General features: G+C 57.4%; 20 protein-coding genes. 6 read left to right on the forward strand and 14 right to left on the reverse strand.

Annotation, left to right across the window (positions count from 1 at the left end; all coding sequences use genetic code 11):
* Positions 1-114 precede the first annotated feature (114 nt).
* From KVG87_RS25110 to KVG87_RS25140, 7 genes are all read right to left on the reverse strand, one after another.
* Entirely contained in the window at positions 115-462 is a 348-nt protein-coding gene (locus KVG87_RS25110) for a ribonuclease E inhibitor RraB (protein ID WP_003223226.1), read from the reverse strand.
* A 209-nt stretch (positions 463-671) separates the two neighbouring features.
* Positions 672-905, reverse strand: a complete 234-nt coding sequence (locus KVG87_RS25115; RefSeq protein ID WP_076566825.1) for a hypothetical protein — start codon at positions 903-905, stop codon at positions 672-674.
* 187 nt (positions 906-1,092) lie between these two features.
* A complete protein-coding gene (gene speE, locus KVG87_RS25120) occupies positions 1,093-1,968 on the reverse strand; it encodes a polyamine aminopropyltransferase (protein WP_217853091.1) in 876 nt (291 codons plus the stop codon).
* A gap of 240 nt (positions 1,969-2,208) precedes the next feature.
* Positions 2,209-2,400: a PLDc N-terminal domain-containing protein gene (locus KVG87_RS25125; RefSeq protein ID WP_016773784.1), complete on the reverse strand. Its 192-nt coding sequence runs from the start codon at positions 2,398-2,400 to the stop codon at positions 2,209-2,211.
* A 71-nt stretch (positions 2,401-2,471) separates the two neighbouring features.
* Positions 2,472-3,002, reverse strand: a complete 531-nt coding sequence (locus tag KVG87_RS25130) for a hypothetical protein (RefSeq protein WP_217853093.1) — start codon at positions 3,000-3,002, stop codon at positions 2,472-2,474.
* 80 nt (positions 3,003-3,082) lie between these two features.
* Positions 3,083-3,601: an ankyrin repeat domain-containing protein gene (locus tag KVG87_RS25135; protein WP_039763836.1), complete on the reverse strand. Its 519-nt coding sequence runs from the start codon at positions 3,599-3,601 to the stop codon at positions 3,083-3,085.
* Positions 3,602-3,696: 95 nt separating this feature from the next.
* Positions 3,697-5,535: a long-chain-acyl-CoA synthetase gene (locus KVG87_RS25140; protein ID WP_073472587.1), complete on the reverse strand. Its 1,839-nt coding sequence runs from the start codon at positions 5,533-5,535 to the stop codon at positions 3,697-3,699.
* Positions 5,536-5,919: 384 nt separating this feature from the next.
* Here KVG87_RS25140 and KVG87_RS25145 point away from each other — a divergent pair, with 384 nt between their 5' ends.
* Positions 5,920-6,198 (forward strand): DUF3509 domain-containing protein, encoded by a 279-nt coding sequence (locus KVG87_RS25145; protein ID WP_016773780.1) that lies wholly within the window; start codon positions 5,920-5,922, stop codon positions 6,196-6,198.
* Positions 6,199-6,375: 177 nt separating this feature from the next.
* Here KVG87_RS25145 and mtnC read toward each other — a convergent pair whose 3' ends face one another.
* The 5 genes from mtnC to aroC form a co-directional block, all read right to left on the reverse strand.
* Positions 6,376-7,059 carry an acireductone synthase gene (gene mtnC, locus KVG87_RS25150; RefSeq protein ID WP_217853095.1) on the reverse strand — a complete coding sequence of 228 codons (684 nt, stop codon included), beginning with the start codon at positions 7,057-7,059 and terminating at the stop codon, positions 6,376-6,378.
* Between the two features lie 4 nt (positions 7,060-7,063).
* Entirely contained in the window at positions 7,064-7,609 is a 546-nt protein-coding gene (locus KVG87_RS25155) for a 1,2-dihydroxy-3-keto-5-methylthiopentene dioxygenase (RefSeq protein ID WP_038861971.1), read from the reverse strand.
* A 92-nt stretch (positions 7,610-7,701) separates the two neighbouring features.
* Positions 7,702-8,328: a methylthioribulose 1-phosphate dehydratase gene (locus KVG87_RS25160; RefSeq protein ID WP_217853097.1), complete on the reverse strand. Its 627-nt coding sequence runs from the start codon at positions 8,326-8,328 to the stop codon at positions 7,702-7,704.
* Entirely contained in the window at positions 8,325-9,470 is a 1,146-nt protein-coding gene (locus KVG87_RS25165; protein WP_217853099.1) for an MFS transporter, read from the reverse strand. Before KVG87_RS25165 ends, KVG87_RS25160 begins: the two co-directional genes overlap by 4 nt.
* Before the next feature lie 34 nt (positions 9,471-9,504).
* Entirely contained in the window at positions 9,505-10,596 is a 1,092-nt protein-coding gene (gene aroC, locus KVG87_RS25170) for a chorismate synthase (RefSeq protein WP_024012223.1), read from the reverse strand.
* Between the two features lie 130 nt (positions 10,597-10,726).
* Between aroC and KVG87_RS25175 the strand changes: the two genes are divergently transcribed.
* Both KVG87_RS25175 and KVG87_RS25180 read left to right on the forward strand, forming a co-directional pair.
* Entirely contained in the window at positions 10,727-11,680 is a 954-nt protein-coding gene (locus KVG87_RS25175; protein ID WP_130926301.1) for an alpha/beta hydrolase, read from the forward strand.
* Between the two features lie 99 nt (positions 11,681-11,779).
* Entirely contained in the window at positions 11,780-12,571 is a 792-nt protein-coding gene (locus KVG87_RS25180; RefSeq protein WP_110601262.1) for a hypothetical protein, read from the forward strand.
* Between the two features lie 58 nt (positions 12,572-12,629).
* On the opposite strand, the gene prmB is transcribed toward KVG87_RS25180, so the two are convergent.
* Positions 12,630-13,538, reverse strand: coding sequence for a 50S ribosomal protein L3 N(5)-glutamine methyltransferase (gene prmB / locus KVG87_RS25185; protein ID WP_056784046.1), 909 nt, complete (start codon positions 13,536-13,538; stop codon positions 12,630-12,632).
* A 239-nt stretch (positions 13,539-13,777) separates the two neighbouring features.
* On the opposite strand from prmB, the gene KVG87_RS25190 reads away from it, so the two are divergent.
* From KVG87_RS25190 to KVG87_RS25200, 3 genes are all read left to right on the forward strand, one after another.
* Complete coding sequence (locus KVG87_RS25190) at positions 13,778-14,368, forward strand: cysteine hydrolase family protein (protein ID WP_016773772.1); 591 nt, start codon at positions 13,778-13,780, stop codon at positions 14,366-14,368.
* Between the two features lie 131 nt (positions 14,369-14,499).
* Positions 14,500-14,820: a hypothetical protein gene (locus KVG87_RS25195; protein WP_016773771.1), complete on the forward strand. Its 321-nt coding sequence runs from the start codon at positions 14,500-14,502 to the stop codon at positions 14,818-14,820.
* A gap of 74 nt (positions 14,821-14,894) precedes the next feature.
* Positions 14,895-15,452: a Smr/MutS family protein gene (locus KVG87_RS25200; protein WP_217853101.1), complete on the forward strand. Its 558-nt coding sequence runs from the start codon at positions 14,895-14,897 to the stop codon at positions 15,450-15,452.
* 142 nt (positions 15,453-15,594) lie between these two features.
* Here the strand turns inward: KVG87_RS25200 and KVG87_RS25205 are convergent, their stop codons facing one another.
* Entirely contained in the window at positions 15,595-17,640 is a 2,046-nt protein-coding gene (locus KVG87_RS25205; RefSeq protein WP_217853103.1) for an acyltransferase family protein, read from the reverse strand.
* Between the last annotated feature and the right edge of the window lie 311 nt (positions 17,641-17,951).

Consider the following 17,951-nt stretch of genomic DNA (forward strand, 5'->3'; position numbering starts at 1 on the left):
TTTTTTTTTGCCCGGGATTCTTGTTTCAGGGTTTTGCCACTGCGATGTGCAGAAGCCAGAAACGACAACGGCCGACCCGAAGGTCAGCCGTTGTCCGACAAACAATGCGCAATATCAATTCAACCGGTAACGATTGCGCACCTCCTGCTTCACGCCCCAACCCTCGATAATGCCGCCCAGCGGTTCGACCACGGCTGAAAAGCCTTGCTCGAAATCGCCGATGTCGTCATAGGTTGCGTACATCACTTTGCTCAATTCCAGCGACCAGGCGCCGTCGTCGCGCGCACTGACCTGGGCATTGATGGATTCACCGCGAAATTTGCCTGCTGCCCTGCGCGCCCGCTCCTCGTCCGGGAAAATCGCGTAGAACTCGATGGGATGGAACCGGGAAAAATCGAAACCGCCTTCTTTCATGCGGCGCAGAACGTTGCTGCTGATGTCTTCTTGATAGGCTGTGCTCATGAATCGTCCCCCTCGATTGATGGATAGACTTTCCGTATTCCCGCCCCGGGCCTTTTGGCCTAAGTACTACGGCAACGTGGTTGCGCGCGGGAAACAAGCATGTAGCTGACAAGACCAGACCTTAGCGATCCATTCGCTGATCTCGCTTGCAGAGTAGCCCCAAGAGAGCGCCGCTGCCAAGGCCTGGTTTACGAGATGACAGGAAGTGTTCAGACAGGGGTGATGCTGAGGATTTCGATGCCGTTCTGGGTCTTGAGGTTTTTCACCCCGGCATCGGCGGTGCGCCCTTCCAGATCGTTGAGATCCAGCTGGGCGGCGACCGGAAGAAGCCGCTCTTTGACGAGCCGTGCGGCTTCATCATCGGACGGGCATTCCTCACGTTCGAAGACTTCATCGACAATTTCACCGTGATCATCCACGAAAGTGACTTTCCACTTTTGCATCAGTGCCTCCTCGATCAACCCGTAAATGGGCTTACCTCTATCTCGACTTTTTCCCGCGAGAGTTGGTTCAAAAGGATTGCGGCCGACAACGGTGAAAATAACCATCCAATCGGTAAGGCGGACTTCTGTGGCGAGGGGATTTATCCCCTCACCACAAAAGCTCCCTTGCAGAGCGACTTCAACGTGATCAGTCGTTGCTTGGCTTGTTGACCGCCTGCAGCACGTATTGCGGCAAGGCGAACGCGCCGATGTGGATTTCCGGGTTGTAGTAACGGGTGACAATGCCGCTGCCGATGAAGCGCTGTTGCAGGGTTTCACGGCTGAGCTTGCGGTAGGCCGGGTTGGTCGAGCCCCAGGCGAAGGTCATCGAGCCGCCGATGTAGGTCGGCACGGCGGCCTGGTAGAAGTGCCAGTCCGGGAACAGGCTGCGCAGGCGACCGGCGGTGGTTTTGACTTCGTCGATTTGCATGAACGGTGTGCCGTTCTGAGTCACCAGGATGCCGCCTTCGTTCAGGCAGCGGCGGCACGCCTGGTAGAAATTCTCCGAGAACAGCACTTCGCCCGGACCGATCGGGTCGGTGGAGTCGGAGATGATCACGTCGAATTTTTCAGTGGTGGTGGCGACGAAACGCATGCCGTCGTCGATCACCAGGTTCAGGCGCGGATCATCGTAGGCTCCGGCGGAATGGTTCGGCAGGAATTCCTTGCACATGTCGACCACGGTGCCGTCGATTTCAACCATGGTGATGTGCTCGACGCCGGCGTGCTTGGTCACTTCGCGCAGCATACCGCCGTCACCGCCACCGATGATCAGCACGCGCTTGGCGGTACCGTGGGCGAGGATCGGCACGTGGGTGAGCATCTCGTGGTAGATGAATTCGTCGGCTTCGGTGGTCTGGATCACGCCGTCCAGCGCCATCACCCGGCCCATGCGCGGGTTCTGGAAGATCACCAGATGCTGGTGTTCGGTGCGCACTTCGTGCAGCAGTTTTTCCATGCGAAAACGCTGGCCGTAGCCTTCGTAGAGGGTTTCCAGGTACTCGCTGGTCTTGGTAACGGTCATGGTCAAGTGCTCCGATAAATGCGCGGGCGCCATCGTGGGGACGATTGCCCGGGAAAGGCGCGCATTCTACGTTGCCGAAGATGACAGGTCGAACCTCAGCTTGTTTTTACCACCGCAAACCAATGTGGGAGCGAGCCTGCTCGCGAAAGCGCAGCATCAGTTGCCGGTGATGGCGACTGACACAACGTCTTCGCGAGCAGGCTCGCTCCCACAGGGATAACAGTGTGATCGAAAATCAGCTCAGATCCGGACGTTGCCCCGCGGTCCGGCAATCGCCCAGATGATCAGGCCCAGCACCGGCAGGAGGATGATCAGCAACACCCAGACGATTTTCATTCCGGTGGAGGCGCCGCTTTTCAGCACGTTGATGATGGCCCAGATGTCGAGGGCAAGGATGATCAGGCCAATCAGACCGTTGAACGTGGAACCCATGGTGTCGCTCCAGAATAGTGGCATGCACTTTTAGGATAGACGGTCGCGCGCAGGGTTCCCTTTTATTGCGTTCAGACGTGAACGGCGACCTTCAAGGCTTCCAGTGCCGGCGCAGCGGCGATGCCGGCCTCGGCGCACAACTCCAGCACGCGGGGCACGTCGTTGCCGTAGACCAGGACCATTTGCAATTCATCGTCGAGCAACTGGCTGAAGTTCATCAACGTGTAACCGCCGTTTTCCTTGTTCAGGCTGCTCATTTGCACCTGGATGCGGTTGAGTGCGGTCAGTGCTTCGGTCTTGGCCAGTTGTTTGGGCTTAAGGTTGAAATCCACGCCGGGGCCAAACGAAGCAACGATTTGTGCGAACAGATTGACATAGGCATCGGCCTGAAACAGCACGGTTTCCGGCAGGCTACCGACCACTACCCACTCACCCAGCGGGATCGGGAAAGTGTCGTCGTAGTTGATGTCCGGATTGGCGGCCAGAAAAGCATTGGCATCGGCGTAGGCCTGCGCGGCTTCGTCGGCCACTTTCAGGATCTCGTCCTCGCCCATGCAGCCGGAGCTGATTTTGCTGATGAGTTCGACGAGTGCGGCTTTCATGAGGGCGGATCCTGTGGCGGAGGTGAATTTTCAGGGCGCGAAGGATAGCGCATTCTGCCCTTCGCCACAGTCCGTGAACTTTACGCCAACAACTTTTCCAGCTGCGCGGTGGTATCGACTGCGCCCATGGTCCGCGCCGCATCCAGCGCGGTCACGCCATTGGCGTCCTTGGCTTTCGGGTCAGCGCCCTGGCCAATCAGGTAGTCGACGATTTCAACGCGGTTGAACATCGCCGCCATCATCAGCGCCGTGCGGCCGTCAAACGACGAGCCTTCGATCTCGGCGCCCGCCTCGACCAGCGCCTTGACCACCGCCAGATCGCCTTTGAACGCAGCGCCGGCAATCGGGCTCTGGCCGTTGCCATTGCGCATTTCCGGATCGGCTTTGTGTTTAAGCAGGACCTTCACCGCATCGACATGGCCGTAGTAGCTGGCGAGCATCAACAAGGTGTCGCCCTTGCTGTTTTTCAGGTTCACCGGCAGCCCGGCGGTGACCAGGCGATCAAGCATCTCGGCATCACCGTCGCGCGCCTTGTTGAAAACCTGCTCGGTGAATTCGGCAGCTTCTTCAGGGGTCATCTGGCGGCTTTGGTCGGACATGGGGCACTCCATTTCGGTCTATCGGAAAGCCGACAGTTTCCCGAGCGCGACGGTGGCTGTCACTCGGTTTTTTCCGAGCGTCCCGATAGCCACACTCAATATCGATGTTTGCCCTGTTGAATTTCAGCGAGGATTTGCTCACTGACATGCACGTAAGTTTCGCTGCCGGGCAACCAGGCGAAGATCGGGTCATCGCCGGTAAGCCCGGGGTCAAAGCCTTCGGTTTTCAGGCGAGTCTTCTGGTATTTGAAGGTCCCGGTGGTTTCCATTTTCACTTTCACCCGCAAGAACAACGGCACGGCATAAGCCGGCATACGTTGCCGGACGAAACTCAGCAATTCAGCGAAATCCAGCGTGGCCAACGATTCGGCGGGAGTGATTGCGGCCATCCCCGCACGCCCGTTGGTGTTGGGGATTTCCACACCGTAGGCCACGGCTTCAGCAATCAATGGATGTTGCAGCAACAGGTTTTCGACTTCGGTGGTCGACACGTTTTCACCCTTCCAGCGATAGGTATCGCCGAGGCGATCAACAAATTGCGCATGGCCGAAACCGATATTGCGCAGCAGGTCGCCGGTGTTGAAAAAGCGATCGCCCTTGTTGAACACATCGTGGAGGACGACGCGGGCGGTTTTCTGCGGGTCGGTGTAACCGTCCAGCGGTGCCTTGTCGTCGATCCGCGCCAGCAGCAGGCCCTGCTCGCCCTTGCCGACCTTGCGCATGAAACCATCATCGCCGCGCAACGGCTCGCCACTGTCATGGTCGTAAGCGACCAGTTCCCAGGCCATCAGCGAAAACCCGACGGTGTTGTCGAAATTGAGGATGTTGGTGAAACCGATGTTGCCGTCGCTCGCGGCATACAACTCGCAGATGTGCTCGACGGCAAAACGCGTCTTGAACTCGGCCCAGGCGCCGGGGCGCAAGCCATTGCCGATCATCTTGCGCACGTCGTGGCGGCTGTCATCGGCGCTGACCGGTTGCTCAACCAAGTAGCGACACAGCTCACCGACATAGCCGATGGTGGTTGCGCGATAGCGGCGCACGTCACCCCAGAACTGGCTGGCGCTGAACTTGCGGCGGATGGCGAAACCCGAGGCGCCGTTGATCGCCGATCCCCAGCACACGCACAGGCCCGTGGCGTGATACAGCGGCAAGGTGCAGTAAACGACATCATCCGGGCGCATATCGAGGGCGATCATGCCGAAGCTCGCTGAACTGCGCATCCAGCGTCCATGCTTGAACACCCCGGCCTTGGGCAGGCCGGTGGTACCGGAGGTGTAGATGTAGAAACACGGATCGTCGAAGAAAATCTGCGCGCTGCTCGGCGGGTTATCGCTACTGGCGTCAGCACTGGCGCTGATCAGATTGACGTAGCCCTCGGGCGCGATGCCCGGATGGCTGTATGTGTCCTGATCCGCGACAAACCAGGTGCGGGGCGCTGCGATCGCTACCTGATCACGCACGCCGGCATAGGCAGCGGTCAGTTCTTCGCCGACCACGATGGCCACAGGCGCAACCAGATTGATGCTGTGAACAAGCGTGTCGCGCATCAACGAGGTATTGAGCAGCGCACTGACCGCGCCGAGCTTGGCCAGCGCCAGGATTGTCACCAGCAATTCCGCACGGTTCTCGATGAACACCGCGACCACGTCGCCCTTGCCGATACCTTGCTCACTCAGGTAATGCGCAATGCGATTGGCCCACTGGTTGACCTGCGTGTAGGTCAACGCAACATCGCCCTGCAACAACGCCACACCATCGGGATTGCGCAGCGTCGCCTGCTCGAACGTCCAGCCCAGACCACACGTTTGGGTCGGATCCGTGACATTGGCCACCTTCATGCCTTTGACCACCCGGGGGATGGCTTTGGCGATCATCGGCAGTTTGCGGAGCATCATGCCCCAGGTAATCGTGTCGCTTGGTGCGTGACGCATGAAAGCTCCCCGTTCGATCTTGACGTGCAGACCGCTGTTCTTGTTATCGGGTAATGACTGCGACCGACGCGTTTACGCCGTGGGTCGAGAAGGAAAGTACGTCAGTGCTCGCGGGGCTGTACACGCGGTTTTTGCAATGATTTGTATCCCGTCGCGCCTTCGGGGAGAGCGGATTCTGGTACGGACGTTTGGTTCCGTTGTACGGAGAAAAATCACGCAAAATGCAGGATGCACGATGGCCATTCATGCAGATTGCACGACGCCTGCAAAATGCAATGCCTACAACTTGTTGATTTTAAAGGGATTTTATTCGAATCAATACTGGCACAAACGCTGCAACTACCTCCGCATGCTTGCCATTCAAGTACATACGGAGCTGATGACATGAGCCTGATTCAAGAAAAATTTACATCGCTGTTCTCCAACTACGAAGTCAGCACTGCCCCACGTCCTGACGGTGGCATCCTGCTCACTCTGCGTAGCAGCGACGGCAAAGTCTTCAAACGCGCGCTCTCGTATCAGCAACTGCATGCCGGCGACCAACTGTCGTGGGCGATCAGCGCGATCCGCCGCGACCTTGCCGAACAAGCCAGCGAGCTGCCGCAAATTGCGATGCTGCAGAGCCAGCAGCGTTTTGCTCTGCCGACCTATCACTCGTTGTAATTTGCTTTAAACAAAAACAGGCCGTTGAGCATGCGCTTCACGGCCTGTTTGTTTATGTCTGCCACATATCTACTGTGGGAGCGAGCCTGCTCGCGAATACGGTGTTGTCCGATACAAATTGTTTTACTGACACACCGCTTTCGCGAGCAGGCTCGCTCCCACATTTTCACTCAAGGGTCAGAAAGCTTCCGGTTCGATTCCGGTAAAGCTGTCCACCGTCACGTGCCCTGCCAACTCCCCGCCTCCACGCGCCAGACCGCAGGTTTTCATGCCGGCCGACTGGGCAGCGTCGAGCTCTTCGACGATGTCCGACAGGAACAGGATTTCATCGGCTTCAACACCCACCGCCTGCTGAATGTTGCGGTAGGACTGCGCCTCACGCTTCGGCCCCGATGTGGTGTCGAAATAGCCGCTGAACAGCGGTGTCAGATCCCCCGCTTCCGAGCAACCGAAAATCAGTTTCTGCGCGTGAATCGAGCCGGACGAGTAAACAAACAGTTGATAACCGGCCGCATGCCAACGTTGCAGCGCTTCAACGGCATCAGGATAGACATGCCCCTTCAACTGCCCGGCCTGATAGCCCTGCGCCCAGACCATGCCTTGCAACGCCTTCAACGGCGTGGCCTTGCGGTCTTCGGCGATCCAGCTCAAGAGGATTTCAACAACCCGTTCAACGTCAGCCTGCGGCTCGTTGCTGTCGCGACGCACGGCGTCGAGCTGTTCGGCGACATCAGCACGCGAAGCGTTCTGGCGCACAAAGTCGGGCAAATGTTTGGCGGCGTAGGGAAACAGCACGTCGAAGACGAAACTCACCGCGCTGGTGGTGCCTTCGATGTCGGTGAGGATGGCTTTGATCGACACGGTTTCAGTCCTCCAGACGCGGGAAACGACCGGCGATGTCTTCGCCGGTGAAATTGGCAACCCAGCCTTCCGGGTTGTTGAACAGACGGATCGCCACGAAGTGCGGATGTTCGCCCATGTCGAACCAGTGCTTGGTGCCGGCCGGAACCGAAATCAGGTCGTTCTTTTCACAGAGCACGGCATAGACGTAATCGTCGATGTGCAGGGTAAACAAGCCACGACCGGCGACGAAAAATCGTACTTCGTCTTCGCCGTGACGGTGCTCTTCGAGGAACTTGGCGCGCAGTTCGGCTTTTTGCGGGTGATCGCTGTTGAGGCTGATCACATCGACGGTGATGTAGCCGCGCTCGGTCATCAATTTGTCGATCTGCTCTTTATAAGCACTGATGACTTCTTCCTGGCTGGCGCCGGGCTGGATCTTCGCGGCGGCCTGCCAGCGGTCGAAACGCACGCCTTGCTCGGCCAGCGTCGAGGCGATGTCTTCGAAATGGGTCAGCACCTTGTTGGGAATCTCAGGGCTGGAAACGTGATAAACGGACAGGCTGCTCATGGGCAATTCCTCGGTAGCGGCGGCGCCGTCCGGCTCTTGAAGACCGGTCGGGCGCCGCATGGCATCAGGCAAACGGGCTGTTTCAGATGAACTCAGCCTTGGCAGTTCATGACGCTGCGGGTTTTCAACTCGCATTCAAACAGGAATTCAAAAGCCTCGATCTGCCGCAGCGCGTCGCTCATCTGCGCGCCCCAGGTGTAGAGGCCATGGCCGCGAATCAGATAACCGACGCAATCGGGATGGGCGTCGAGCCAAGGCTGCACCTTGGCGGCGAGGCGCGCAATGTCCTGATCGTTGTCAAAAATCGGCACACGCACCCGTGATTCATGGGTGGAAATGCCGCTGAAGGCTTTCTGCAATTCGTAGTCTTCGAACTCGATGAAATCTTCCGGGGTCAGCCGCGACAACACCGTGGCATTCACCGAATGAGTGTGCAGCACCGCACCGATCTCCGCGCGCCAACTGTAGAGCTGGGTGTGCAGCAAGGTTTCGGCGGAGGGTTTCTTGCCCGGCTCCAGGCTATTGCCGGACAGATCGGTAGCGAGCACGTCATCCACACCCAACTGGCCCTTGTGCTTGCCCGATACGGTCAACAGCGCTTCGCTCGGCGACAGGCGCGTCGAATAGTTGCTGCTGGTGGCTGGCGACCAGCCACGGCCATATAGAAAACGCCCGGCGTCAACGATCTGCTGGGCGAGCTGTTCACGGCTAAGGCTCATGGCCTGTCCTCTTGCATACATGTGGCAATGATAACGGCAGCGGCAAGCGCTGCGAGACTGGCAATACTAAAGGTCAATGTCGCGCCGAGGGCATTCCAGCTGTAGCCGGAATACAGGGCGCCCAGCGCCCCGCCGGTGCCGGCCAGTGCCGCATACAGCGCCTGGCCCTGACCTTGCTGGCGGGCGCCGAAACTACGTTGCACGAAAGCGATGGCAGCCGCGTGAAAGCTGCCAAAAGTCGCTGCGTGCAGCACTTGGGCGAACAACAACACCCAGAGAAACTCCGCAAACGAACCGAGCAGCACCCAGCGCAACGCCGCCAGCAGGAAGCTCGCCAGCAACACCCGGCGCAGGGAAAAGCGCGCCAGAATGCGGCTCATGGCCATGAACATCAGCACTTCCGCCACCACGCCCACGGCCCAGAGCATACCGATGACGCCACGGCTGTAACCGAGGCGTTCAAGGTGCAGAGTCAGAAAGGTGTAATACGGCCCGTGGCTGACCTGCATCAGCGCGACGCAAGCATAAAACGCCAGCACGCCGGGATGACGCAATTGCTTGAGGAAGCCATCACCCGTCGGCCGATTGCCCTGCGCCGGTTGCGCATTCGGCACCCACAAACTGCTGAGGACGATGCCAGCCATGATCAGCACCAGCGCCGCCGGATAAATGTCCAGACTGAGCCATTCGAACAGCCGCCCCAGCACTACCACAGTGATGATGAAACCGATCGAGCCCCACAGGCGAATCTGGCTGTAGCGCGATGTTTGCCCCTGCAAATGCGCGAGGGTGATGACTTCGAACTGCGGCAGCACTGCGTGCCAGAAGAACGCATGCAGGGCCATGACCATCGCCAGCCAGGCGTAGGTCTGGCTGACGAAGATCAGTGAAAAGGTCAGCAACGTGCACACCGCGCCAAAGCGCACGATGGCCAGACGCCTGCCGGTGTAATCGCCGAGCCAGCCCCAGATGTTCGGCGCCACGCAGCGCATCAGCATCGGAATCGCCACCAACTCGCCGATGCGTGCGGCGCTGAAGCCGAGGTGATCGAAGTACAGCGCCAGGAACGGCGCTGTCGAACCGAGCAAGGCGAAATAGAACAGATAGAAACTGGACAGCCGCCAGTAAGGAAGCGCCGCCACGCCGGTTATGCCGCGACGGCTTTGAGCGCAGCCATCAGAGCTGGCCCAGCACCGGCGTGCTCACGCGCACATCGGCGTTCTGCCCACGGTGGCGCAGCAGGTGATCCATCAGCACGATGGCCATCATCGCTTCGGCGATCGGCGTCGCGCGGATGCCGACACAGGGGTCGTGACGACCCTTGGTGATCACATCGACCGGGTTGCCATTCACGTCGATCGAGCGGCCCGGCGTAGTAATGCTCGAGGTCGGTTTCAATGCCAGATGCGCAACGATTGGCTGGCCGGACGAGATGCCACCGAGGATGCCGCCGGCGTTGTTGCTGAGGAATCCTTCCGGCGTCAGTTCATCGCGGTGTTCGGTACCACGCTGGGCGACACAGGCGAAACCGGCGCCGATCTCCACGCCCTTAACCGCGTTGATGCTCATCAGCGCGTGGGCGAGTTCGGCGTCGAGGCGATCGAAGATCGGCTCGCCAAGGCCCGGCATGACCCCTTCGGCGACCACGGTGATCTTCGCTCCGACCGAGTCCTGATCGCGGCGCAACTGGTCCATGTAGGCTTCCAGCTCCGGGACCTTGTCCGGGTCAGGGCTGAAGAAGGCGTTTTCTTCGACCGAATCCCAAGTCTTGAATGGAATTTCGATCGGACCGAGCTGGCTCATGTAACCGCGAATCACGATGCCCTGACTGGCCAGATACTTCTTGGCGATCGCACCGGCTGCCACGCGCATGGCGGTTTCCCGCGCTGAACTGCGGCCACCGCCGCGATAATCGCGTTCGCCGTATTTGTGGTGATAGGTGTAGTCGGCATGAGCCGGGCGGAACAGGTCCTTGATCGCCGAGTAGTCCTTGGACTTCTGGTCGGTGTTGCGAATCAGCAGGCCGATCGAGCAACCGGTGGTGCGACCCTCGAACACGCCGGAGAGGATTTCGACTTCATCGGCTTCCTGGCGCTGGGTGGTGTGGCGGCTGGTGCCAGGCTTGCGGCGATCGAGGTCGCGCTGCAGATCTTCCAGGGAAATCTCCAGGCCCGGCGGGCAGCCGTCGACAATGGCGACCAACGCCGGACCATGGCTTTCGCCAGCGGTGGTGACAGTGAACAACTTGCCGTAGGTATTGCCGGACATGCAGGACGCTCCGTGAAATCAAACCCGAATTCTTGATGCGCGCCAGTATACGCAGGCTAACCGAGTAGTTCATCCTCGAACCTTAGTGGTGCCGGCGAGTCCAACCGGCACCTTGACCAATGATGGCGTGATGATGCTGCGAGTTCTGATCTTGAGTCTTACCCTCTTTACCGGCTTTGCCCAAGCGACAGTCCTACAGCGCCCGGTCACTCTGGACACCGGCAGCGGCGAACTTTTCGGCTCGCTGTTGCTGCCCAAGTCCGACAGCCCGGTGCCGATTGTTCTGATGATTTCTGGCTCGGGTCCTACAGATCGCGACGGAAACAACCCCGACGGCGGGCGCAACGACAGTCTCAAGCGCTTGGCCTGGGTGCTGGCCAAACACAACATCGCCAGCGTGCGCTACGACAAGCGTGGCGTTGCGGCAAGCCTGGCGGCCGCTCCCGATGAACGTGATTTGTCTGTAGAAGGCTATGCGGCGGACGCGGTGGCGTGGGGGCAGAAGCTCAAGGCCGATCCGCGTTTCGGCAAACTGATTCTGCTCGGCCACAGCGAAGGCGCGCTGATTGCCAGCCTCGCTGCGCCGAAGCTGGACGCAGCGGCGGTGATCTCGCTGTCTGGCAGCGCGCGGCCGGTCGATGAAGTGATCCGCGAACAGTTGGCGCGCAGCCTGCCGCCGCCACTGATGCTGCGCAGCAACGAGCTGCTCGACAGCCTCAAGGCCGGCCATACCGATGACAACGTGCCGCAGCCGTTGCAGGTGATCTTTCGCCCGAGCGTGCAGCCGTACCTGATTTCGCTGTTCCGTCAGGACCCGGCGCAAGCCTTTGCCCAGCTGAAAATGCCGGCACTGATCGTTCAGGGCAGCAACGACATTCAGGTCGGCACCGAGGACGCGAAGCTGCTCAAGGCGGCGAAACCGGACGCGCAACTGACGGTGATCGACGGTATGAATCACGTGCTGCGCATCGTCCACAACGACATGAAGCGGCAATTGGCCTCCTACAAGGACCCGAATTTGCCCCTGGCCGCCGAACTGGGCGCTGCCGTCATCGAATTTATTGACGGAATTCGTGCAAGTTAACTGCGTTTTACCCTCCAGCCTCACAGAAAACGGCCGATAAGCCTTTGTCGCCAGCGCAACGTCTGGCGGCAAGCAGGGCTTGGACAGGATCTCGCCGTTATGACTGAAACCCAGACTTCACCCGACACCAGCGCTGAAAAAGACGCACCGCCAGCGGTCGAACTGCCGTGGGCGGACGTTCAGGCCGAGCACCACAAGATGCTTCGCCTGGCGCCGCTGCAGACCGACCGCAACACCGGCGGCCGGCCGTTGCGCTTTGTCGAATTCGGTTATGCCGAGCGCAACAGCAAAGAGCGCAGCCTGATGCGCATGGCGATCAAGCTGCCCAACCAGCGTGTGCGCAAAGAGCAGAATCATCTTGATGTGTGGGTCGACCACGCGAGCAAACGCGTGAGTTTCGGTCCCGACAGTGGCTTGCAGATCGAACCGCTGAATCGCGGTATCGGCCGCTTCATGGCTGCGCAAGGCATCAATTGGGCGAAAAAGCGCTGGCCCGGCTACACCGTCGAAGGCATGGACCTGAACAACAAGGATGCGCTAAACGAAGACACTCGCTTGCGTCGCGACCATTTCCTGCGCGTGCACGGTTTCGATGTGGCTTACGCCGACGCCCAGCATTTGAAGGGCAGCATCAAGGCGGTGCAGGTCGGTGATCTGCTCGGTGACTGGAACAGCGAAAAACTGCAGATCGTCGAGATTCTTGAAGCCGCGCAGATGCTGCAGCAGGCCGAACAGAATCTCGCTGAGCAGGAAGTGAAACTGAAGAAGCAGGAAGAGAAAGTCAGCAAGTTCAAGCGTGAAGACGCCGGGTTGCGCTTCACCATTACGTGTCTGGTGGCGTTTGCGGTGTTTCAGGCGGGGTTGTTGATCTGGATTGCTACGCACCGCTGAGGGCTTGGGCGCGTACTGATCGTTCCCATGCTCTGCGTGGGAACGATCTGTCACAACCTTAGACGCGGGACGCGAACAGGGCCTGATGCGCGCGGCACTGCTCGGCTGTCAGCATGAACACGCCATGCCCGCCACGCTGGAACTCCAGCCAGGCGAAATCGACTTCCGGGTACAACGCCTCGACGTGCACCTGGCTGTTGCCCACCTCGACAATCAACAAACCTTTCTCGGTCAGATGATCCGCCGCTTCGGCGAGCATGCGCCGGACCAGATTCAGACCATCATCACCGCAGGCCAGACCGAGCTCCGGCTCGTGCTGATATTCGTCCGGCATGTCGGCGAAATCTTCCGCGTCGACGTAGGGCGGGTTCGACACGATCAGGTCGAAACGCTGACCCGGCAAGCCATCGAAGCCATCACCCTGCACGGTGTAGACGCGCTCATCGACGCCATGGCGCTCGATGTTCTGGTTGGCCACTTCCAGCGCCTCGAACGACAGGTCCGCGAGCACTACCTCGGCATTCTGAAACTCGTAAGCACAGGCAATACCGATGCAACCGGAACCCGTGCACAGGTCGAGAATTCGCGCCGGTTCGTTGCCGATCCATGGCGCAAAGCGGTTTTCGATCAGTTCACCAATCGGCGAACGCGGGATCAACACGCGCTGGTCGACGATGAACGACATGCCGCAGAACCACGCCTCGCCGAGCAGATAGGCGGTCGGAACGCGATCTTCGATGCGGCGCTTGAGCAAGCGCTGCAGATTGACCAGTTCGTCATCTTCCAGCGCGCAATCAAGATAGCTGTCGGCGATTTCCCATGGCAGGTGCAAAGCGCCCAGCACCAACTGGCGCGCCTCATCCCAGGCGTTGTCGGTGCCATGACCGAAAAACAGATCCTCCCCATGGAAGCGGCTGACGGCCCAACGGATGTGGTCGCGCAGGGTACGAAGTCGGGAAGTGATCACGGCGTAGAACTCCAGAAAAAACGACTGGCGATTCTAACAGCCAAAACGCCCGACGACGACGCAGGAAAAACCGCGCGGCAACGGTAGGAGATTTCTTTTTTTTGCATCAGGCATTGAACGGAACGTGTAACTTGACAAGGCTGCAGGCCAAGAACGACGGCGCCTACGATGGTAGCGATTCACAGAATCGCTCAGCCAGAGGACAATGTCGCAAAAGCCCCACCCCGAGGAGCCCCAGAATGTCCGTTCCAAAAACGATGTTTCAACTCAGCGGTCGCGGTTACGCAGCGGCCACCCTGAGCCATGCCACCGTGGTCATCATCGATGCCCAGAAGGAATACCTCAGTGGCCCGCTGGCCCTGAGCGGCATGGACGCGGCCGTCGCGAACATCAAACAAGTGGTTGCCGCAGCCCGTGCCGCCGGTCGGCCGATCGTGCACGTGCGTCATCTCGGCACCGTTGGTGGCCTGTTCGACCCGCAGGGCGAACGTGGCGAGTTCATCCCTGGTCTGGAACCACAGGGTGATGAAACCATTATCGGCAAACTGCTGCCGAGCGCTTTCCATGGCACTGAGCTACTCGAGCGCCTGCAGAACCTCGGCTCGCTGGACCTGATCGTTTGCGGTTTCATGAGTCACTCCAGCGTCAGCACCACGGTGCGCGCGGCGAAGAACCTCGGTTTCCGCTGCACCCTGGTCGAAGACGCCTGCGCGACTCGCGATCTGCCGTTCAAGGGCGGCGTACTCAGCGCCGAGCGCGTGCAGGAAGCGGAAATGGCAATCATGGCTGACAACTTCGCCACCCTGGCCAAGACTCAGGACCTGATCTGATCCTGCCCTTGTGAGCGGTGCATTGGCGCCGCTCATCCGCTATATCCGCTGATTTGCCGCAAATGCCATAGCCTCAGGAACAACCCGGTCAACTCCCGGTCGAAGGGCCGATACCATTGAGGAAGGTCGGAATGAAGTTATCCGATGGATTTGACGCACGCCGTTTGCGGCCCAAAGGCCAAAGCAACTGGCGTTTTCGATTTGGCGCGGCGATCTCGGCCATTCTGGCGACGTTCGGCGTGCTGCTGGCGATGGCCGGGGCAGCCAGCCTGCTCGGCCGCCCGCCGGCGCTGGGTGACCTGAACGCATCACCGCTGGGCTCGGCAATCATGCTCGCCGTCGGCTTGCTGTTTCTGTATTTCGGCGTTGCCCTGTGGCGCCGCTGCCGCCGTCGCGCACGGCAATCGCGGGAACTGAACATGTCCCCGCATCTGATGAAAAAACACGACTGACCCAACGGCCTGGCTTTTTGCCGGGCCGTTTTCTGTCGACTTGGGTAAACTGGCCGCCCTTCGCGGAGGCTGACATGCAAGACGACGATTTTTCTCTGTTCAAAAGTGCGATCCAGGGCGTCAAGCCGATCAAGCACGACCGCGCCGACACCGGCAAACCCAAGGCTGACCGCGCGCAGATTGCCAAGCTGCGTCAGTCCGCCACCGTGCGCAGCGACACCACTATCATTGATGGCTTGTCCGACCAGTTCGTGATCGACGTCGGCCCGGAAGACGAACTGATGTGGTCCCGCGACGGCGTGCAGGAAAGCCAGATGCGCAAGCTCAAGGTCGGGCAGATCCCGTTCGAAGGCAGCCTCGACCTGCACGGCATGAGCGTGGAAAAGGCCCGGGAAACGCTTTGGTCCTTTCTCGCCGAAGCGACCAAGTTCGAAATCCGCTGCGTGCGCGTGACGCACGGCAAGGCTGTGCGCCTGGATGGCAAGCGGCCGATGATCAAAAGCCACGTCAACACCTGGCTGCGCCAGCATGCGCAAGTGCTCGGTTTCTGCTCCTGCCAGGCCCGCCACGGCGGCGCCGGCGCGGTTTATGTGATGCTGAAACGGACGATGATGGAAGGCCGCGACGAATAATTGCGTTACACCAAATTTACGGGCTGCGAAAACTTCCACAGATAGTTCGATAGATCTAGAACAGAATCATACCCCGGTTCTAGAAAGCCAAGGCAATAGTAAAAAGCCCGCATATCTGCGGGCCCGGCTAAAAAAGTATTAACTATTTATCTTCTGCGATATCTTTCATTATCAACGGAACCAACGTCGTCTGCGCAGCATAAATAGAAGCAACTGGAGATAGATGGCTATTATCAAACGTAGTCATTCCAGTTTTTCGATCAGAACCTAAATAAGTTCTGCATCCTTTATCAGTACACAACAGGTCAATCATCGAAACATACTGAAATCCACCCTGCCCATCACCATACTTGCTTTTGAGCACAGCTTCGGAATCAAGAACATGCTGGACGACGCCATCTTTTAAGTAAGTCGGCGTGGACTCCCAATGTCTCTGTAATATGATCTGATTAAGCCTCCCGTCCCACAACGGGACTGGACCCATAACAATTACATGCTTGACGCCGTAGGAGGTCAATGCAGTCGCGAGTTGAGGGAGACTGGCGGAGACATCGTGCCAGAGTACCTGACCTATAATTACCACACTAGGCCTTTGATCCTTTATCGTCTGAATCGCAAATTTATTGGATTTTTTGCAATATTCAGTAGTTGAAGCGTCGATTTCCGGAAGATTAGGCAAACAACCGGAAGTAGCCACACTGAGAACCCCAATCTCTTTAGGTAACTCGTGTGTCACTCCGTAAATATATTGTTGCGCGTGTGAATCCCCCCAAAAAACAAGCTTCTTGGATTTGTTTGACTTGAAACATTTTTCTGCAATATTGGAAACTGGAATATTTGTGGCTGAACCTTTGAGAAAAGCATCCATATTGTACCAGTCACAATCGTACCTGAACTTACCAGGAATGTCCTGTTTCATAAAATATTGCCAATCAGGTTTTACATTAGCAAAGTACTCCGCGAACTGCTCTCTTTCGTCTTGACGAGATGGAAACCCATTTTTAGAAATGGTCGCCGCACCAATACTTATAAACACCAGAGCCCCGCAGATCAGAAGTCTGAACGCTGTGCGACCGGATATTTTTTGGCGCATAGGTATTTCGATAAACCTATAGGTCAACCATGCGAGAACTACAGATAAAACTACCATAGCACTGCGCAGTGGGAAGTCGGGTGTGCCTGAGAAAAAAATGTAAGTAAAAGAGAATATCGGCCAATGCCACAAGTAGAGCGGATAGCTGATCAAGCCAATAAAGACCAGGAAGCGTGACGACAATACTTTTTTATTAATCCAAGCGTCAGGCCCTGAAAATATTAATAGTGCTGAGCCTATGACGGGAAGCAGCGCCCAATAACCAGGAAATTGTTTATTTTTATCAATAATAGATACTGCTGTAACGACGAAGGTTATACCCACAAATGAGGCCGCATTACGGAGAACCCGAGATCGAATTTTACACGAATGGGGCGATCCGAACACCGCAACGTAAGCTAACAAGCTACCAAACAGTAACTCCCAAACCCGGTATTGAGGTAGAAAAAAAACGCCCGCTGGTGTGTCGGAGATATAAAGCAAGCCGAATCCAAATGAACATAGGCCAACGAATGTTACCGCTATTGCATACGCCAACCTAGATGCGACTTTGGAAAGAACGATTATAGAAACTGGGAAAAAGAGATAGAATTGCTCTTCGACGCCCAATGACCACAAATGCATGAGAGGTTTAGTTTCAACGGTTGCGTCAAAATAACCCGACTCGGAATACATCATGAAATTCTGAACAAAACTTAAACCAGCGATCATATGCTTGCAGAGAACTTTAAACTCTGCCCCCATCATGATCACCCAGGCTGCGATAAACGACGAAAGCAGAACTATCAGGAGCGCTGGGAATATACGCCTCACACGCCGCACGTAGAAATCATAGACACTGAAGCTATTTGTCGATACACCCTTGAATATAATATTGGATATCAGATACCCGGAAATCACAAAAAATATATCTACACCTACAAACCCACCCGTGAGCACGGTCGGGAACGCGTGATATATAACTACAGCAAGAATTGCGAGCGCTCGCAGCCCATCGATATCGGGACGATAACTTAAAGGTCGAACATAAAGATTATTCTCCCTCTCCGACAAAGCCTCCTTTGAACTCAAATTTTGCGCAGCACTAGAACCCATTAAATTATTTCCTTGTCAAATAATTTGCAGCACATCGCGCTGTAAAACGAAGGCTAAAAATTTGGCGAATTGTACTTTCCGAACGAAATTAATTCCAATAAAATTCAAGATAAACCGATTCCGAACGGTGCCCAACCGCCCTGCACATGATTGCATACGCTTGAAGCACTAACTTCCAACACCCGCGTGAGCTTCACTTTGCTTTTGATAGTCGGCCGATTATTAGACACCTGTCCATCGATCACCTCGCATCTGCGGCGAAATATGATCACAGGAGCGGCTTGCACGAGCAAATTCATAGTGCTGTTCCT

This window comes from Pseudomonas siliginis, from assembly GCF_019145195.1.
GTDB lineage: Bacteria > Pseudomonadota > Gammaproteobacteria > Pseudomonadales > Pseudomonadaceae > Aquipseudomonas > Aquipseudomonas siliginis.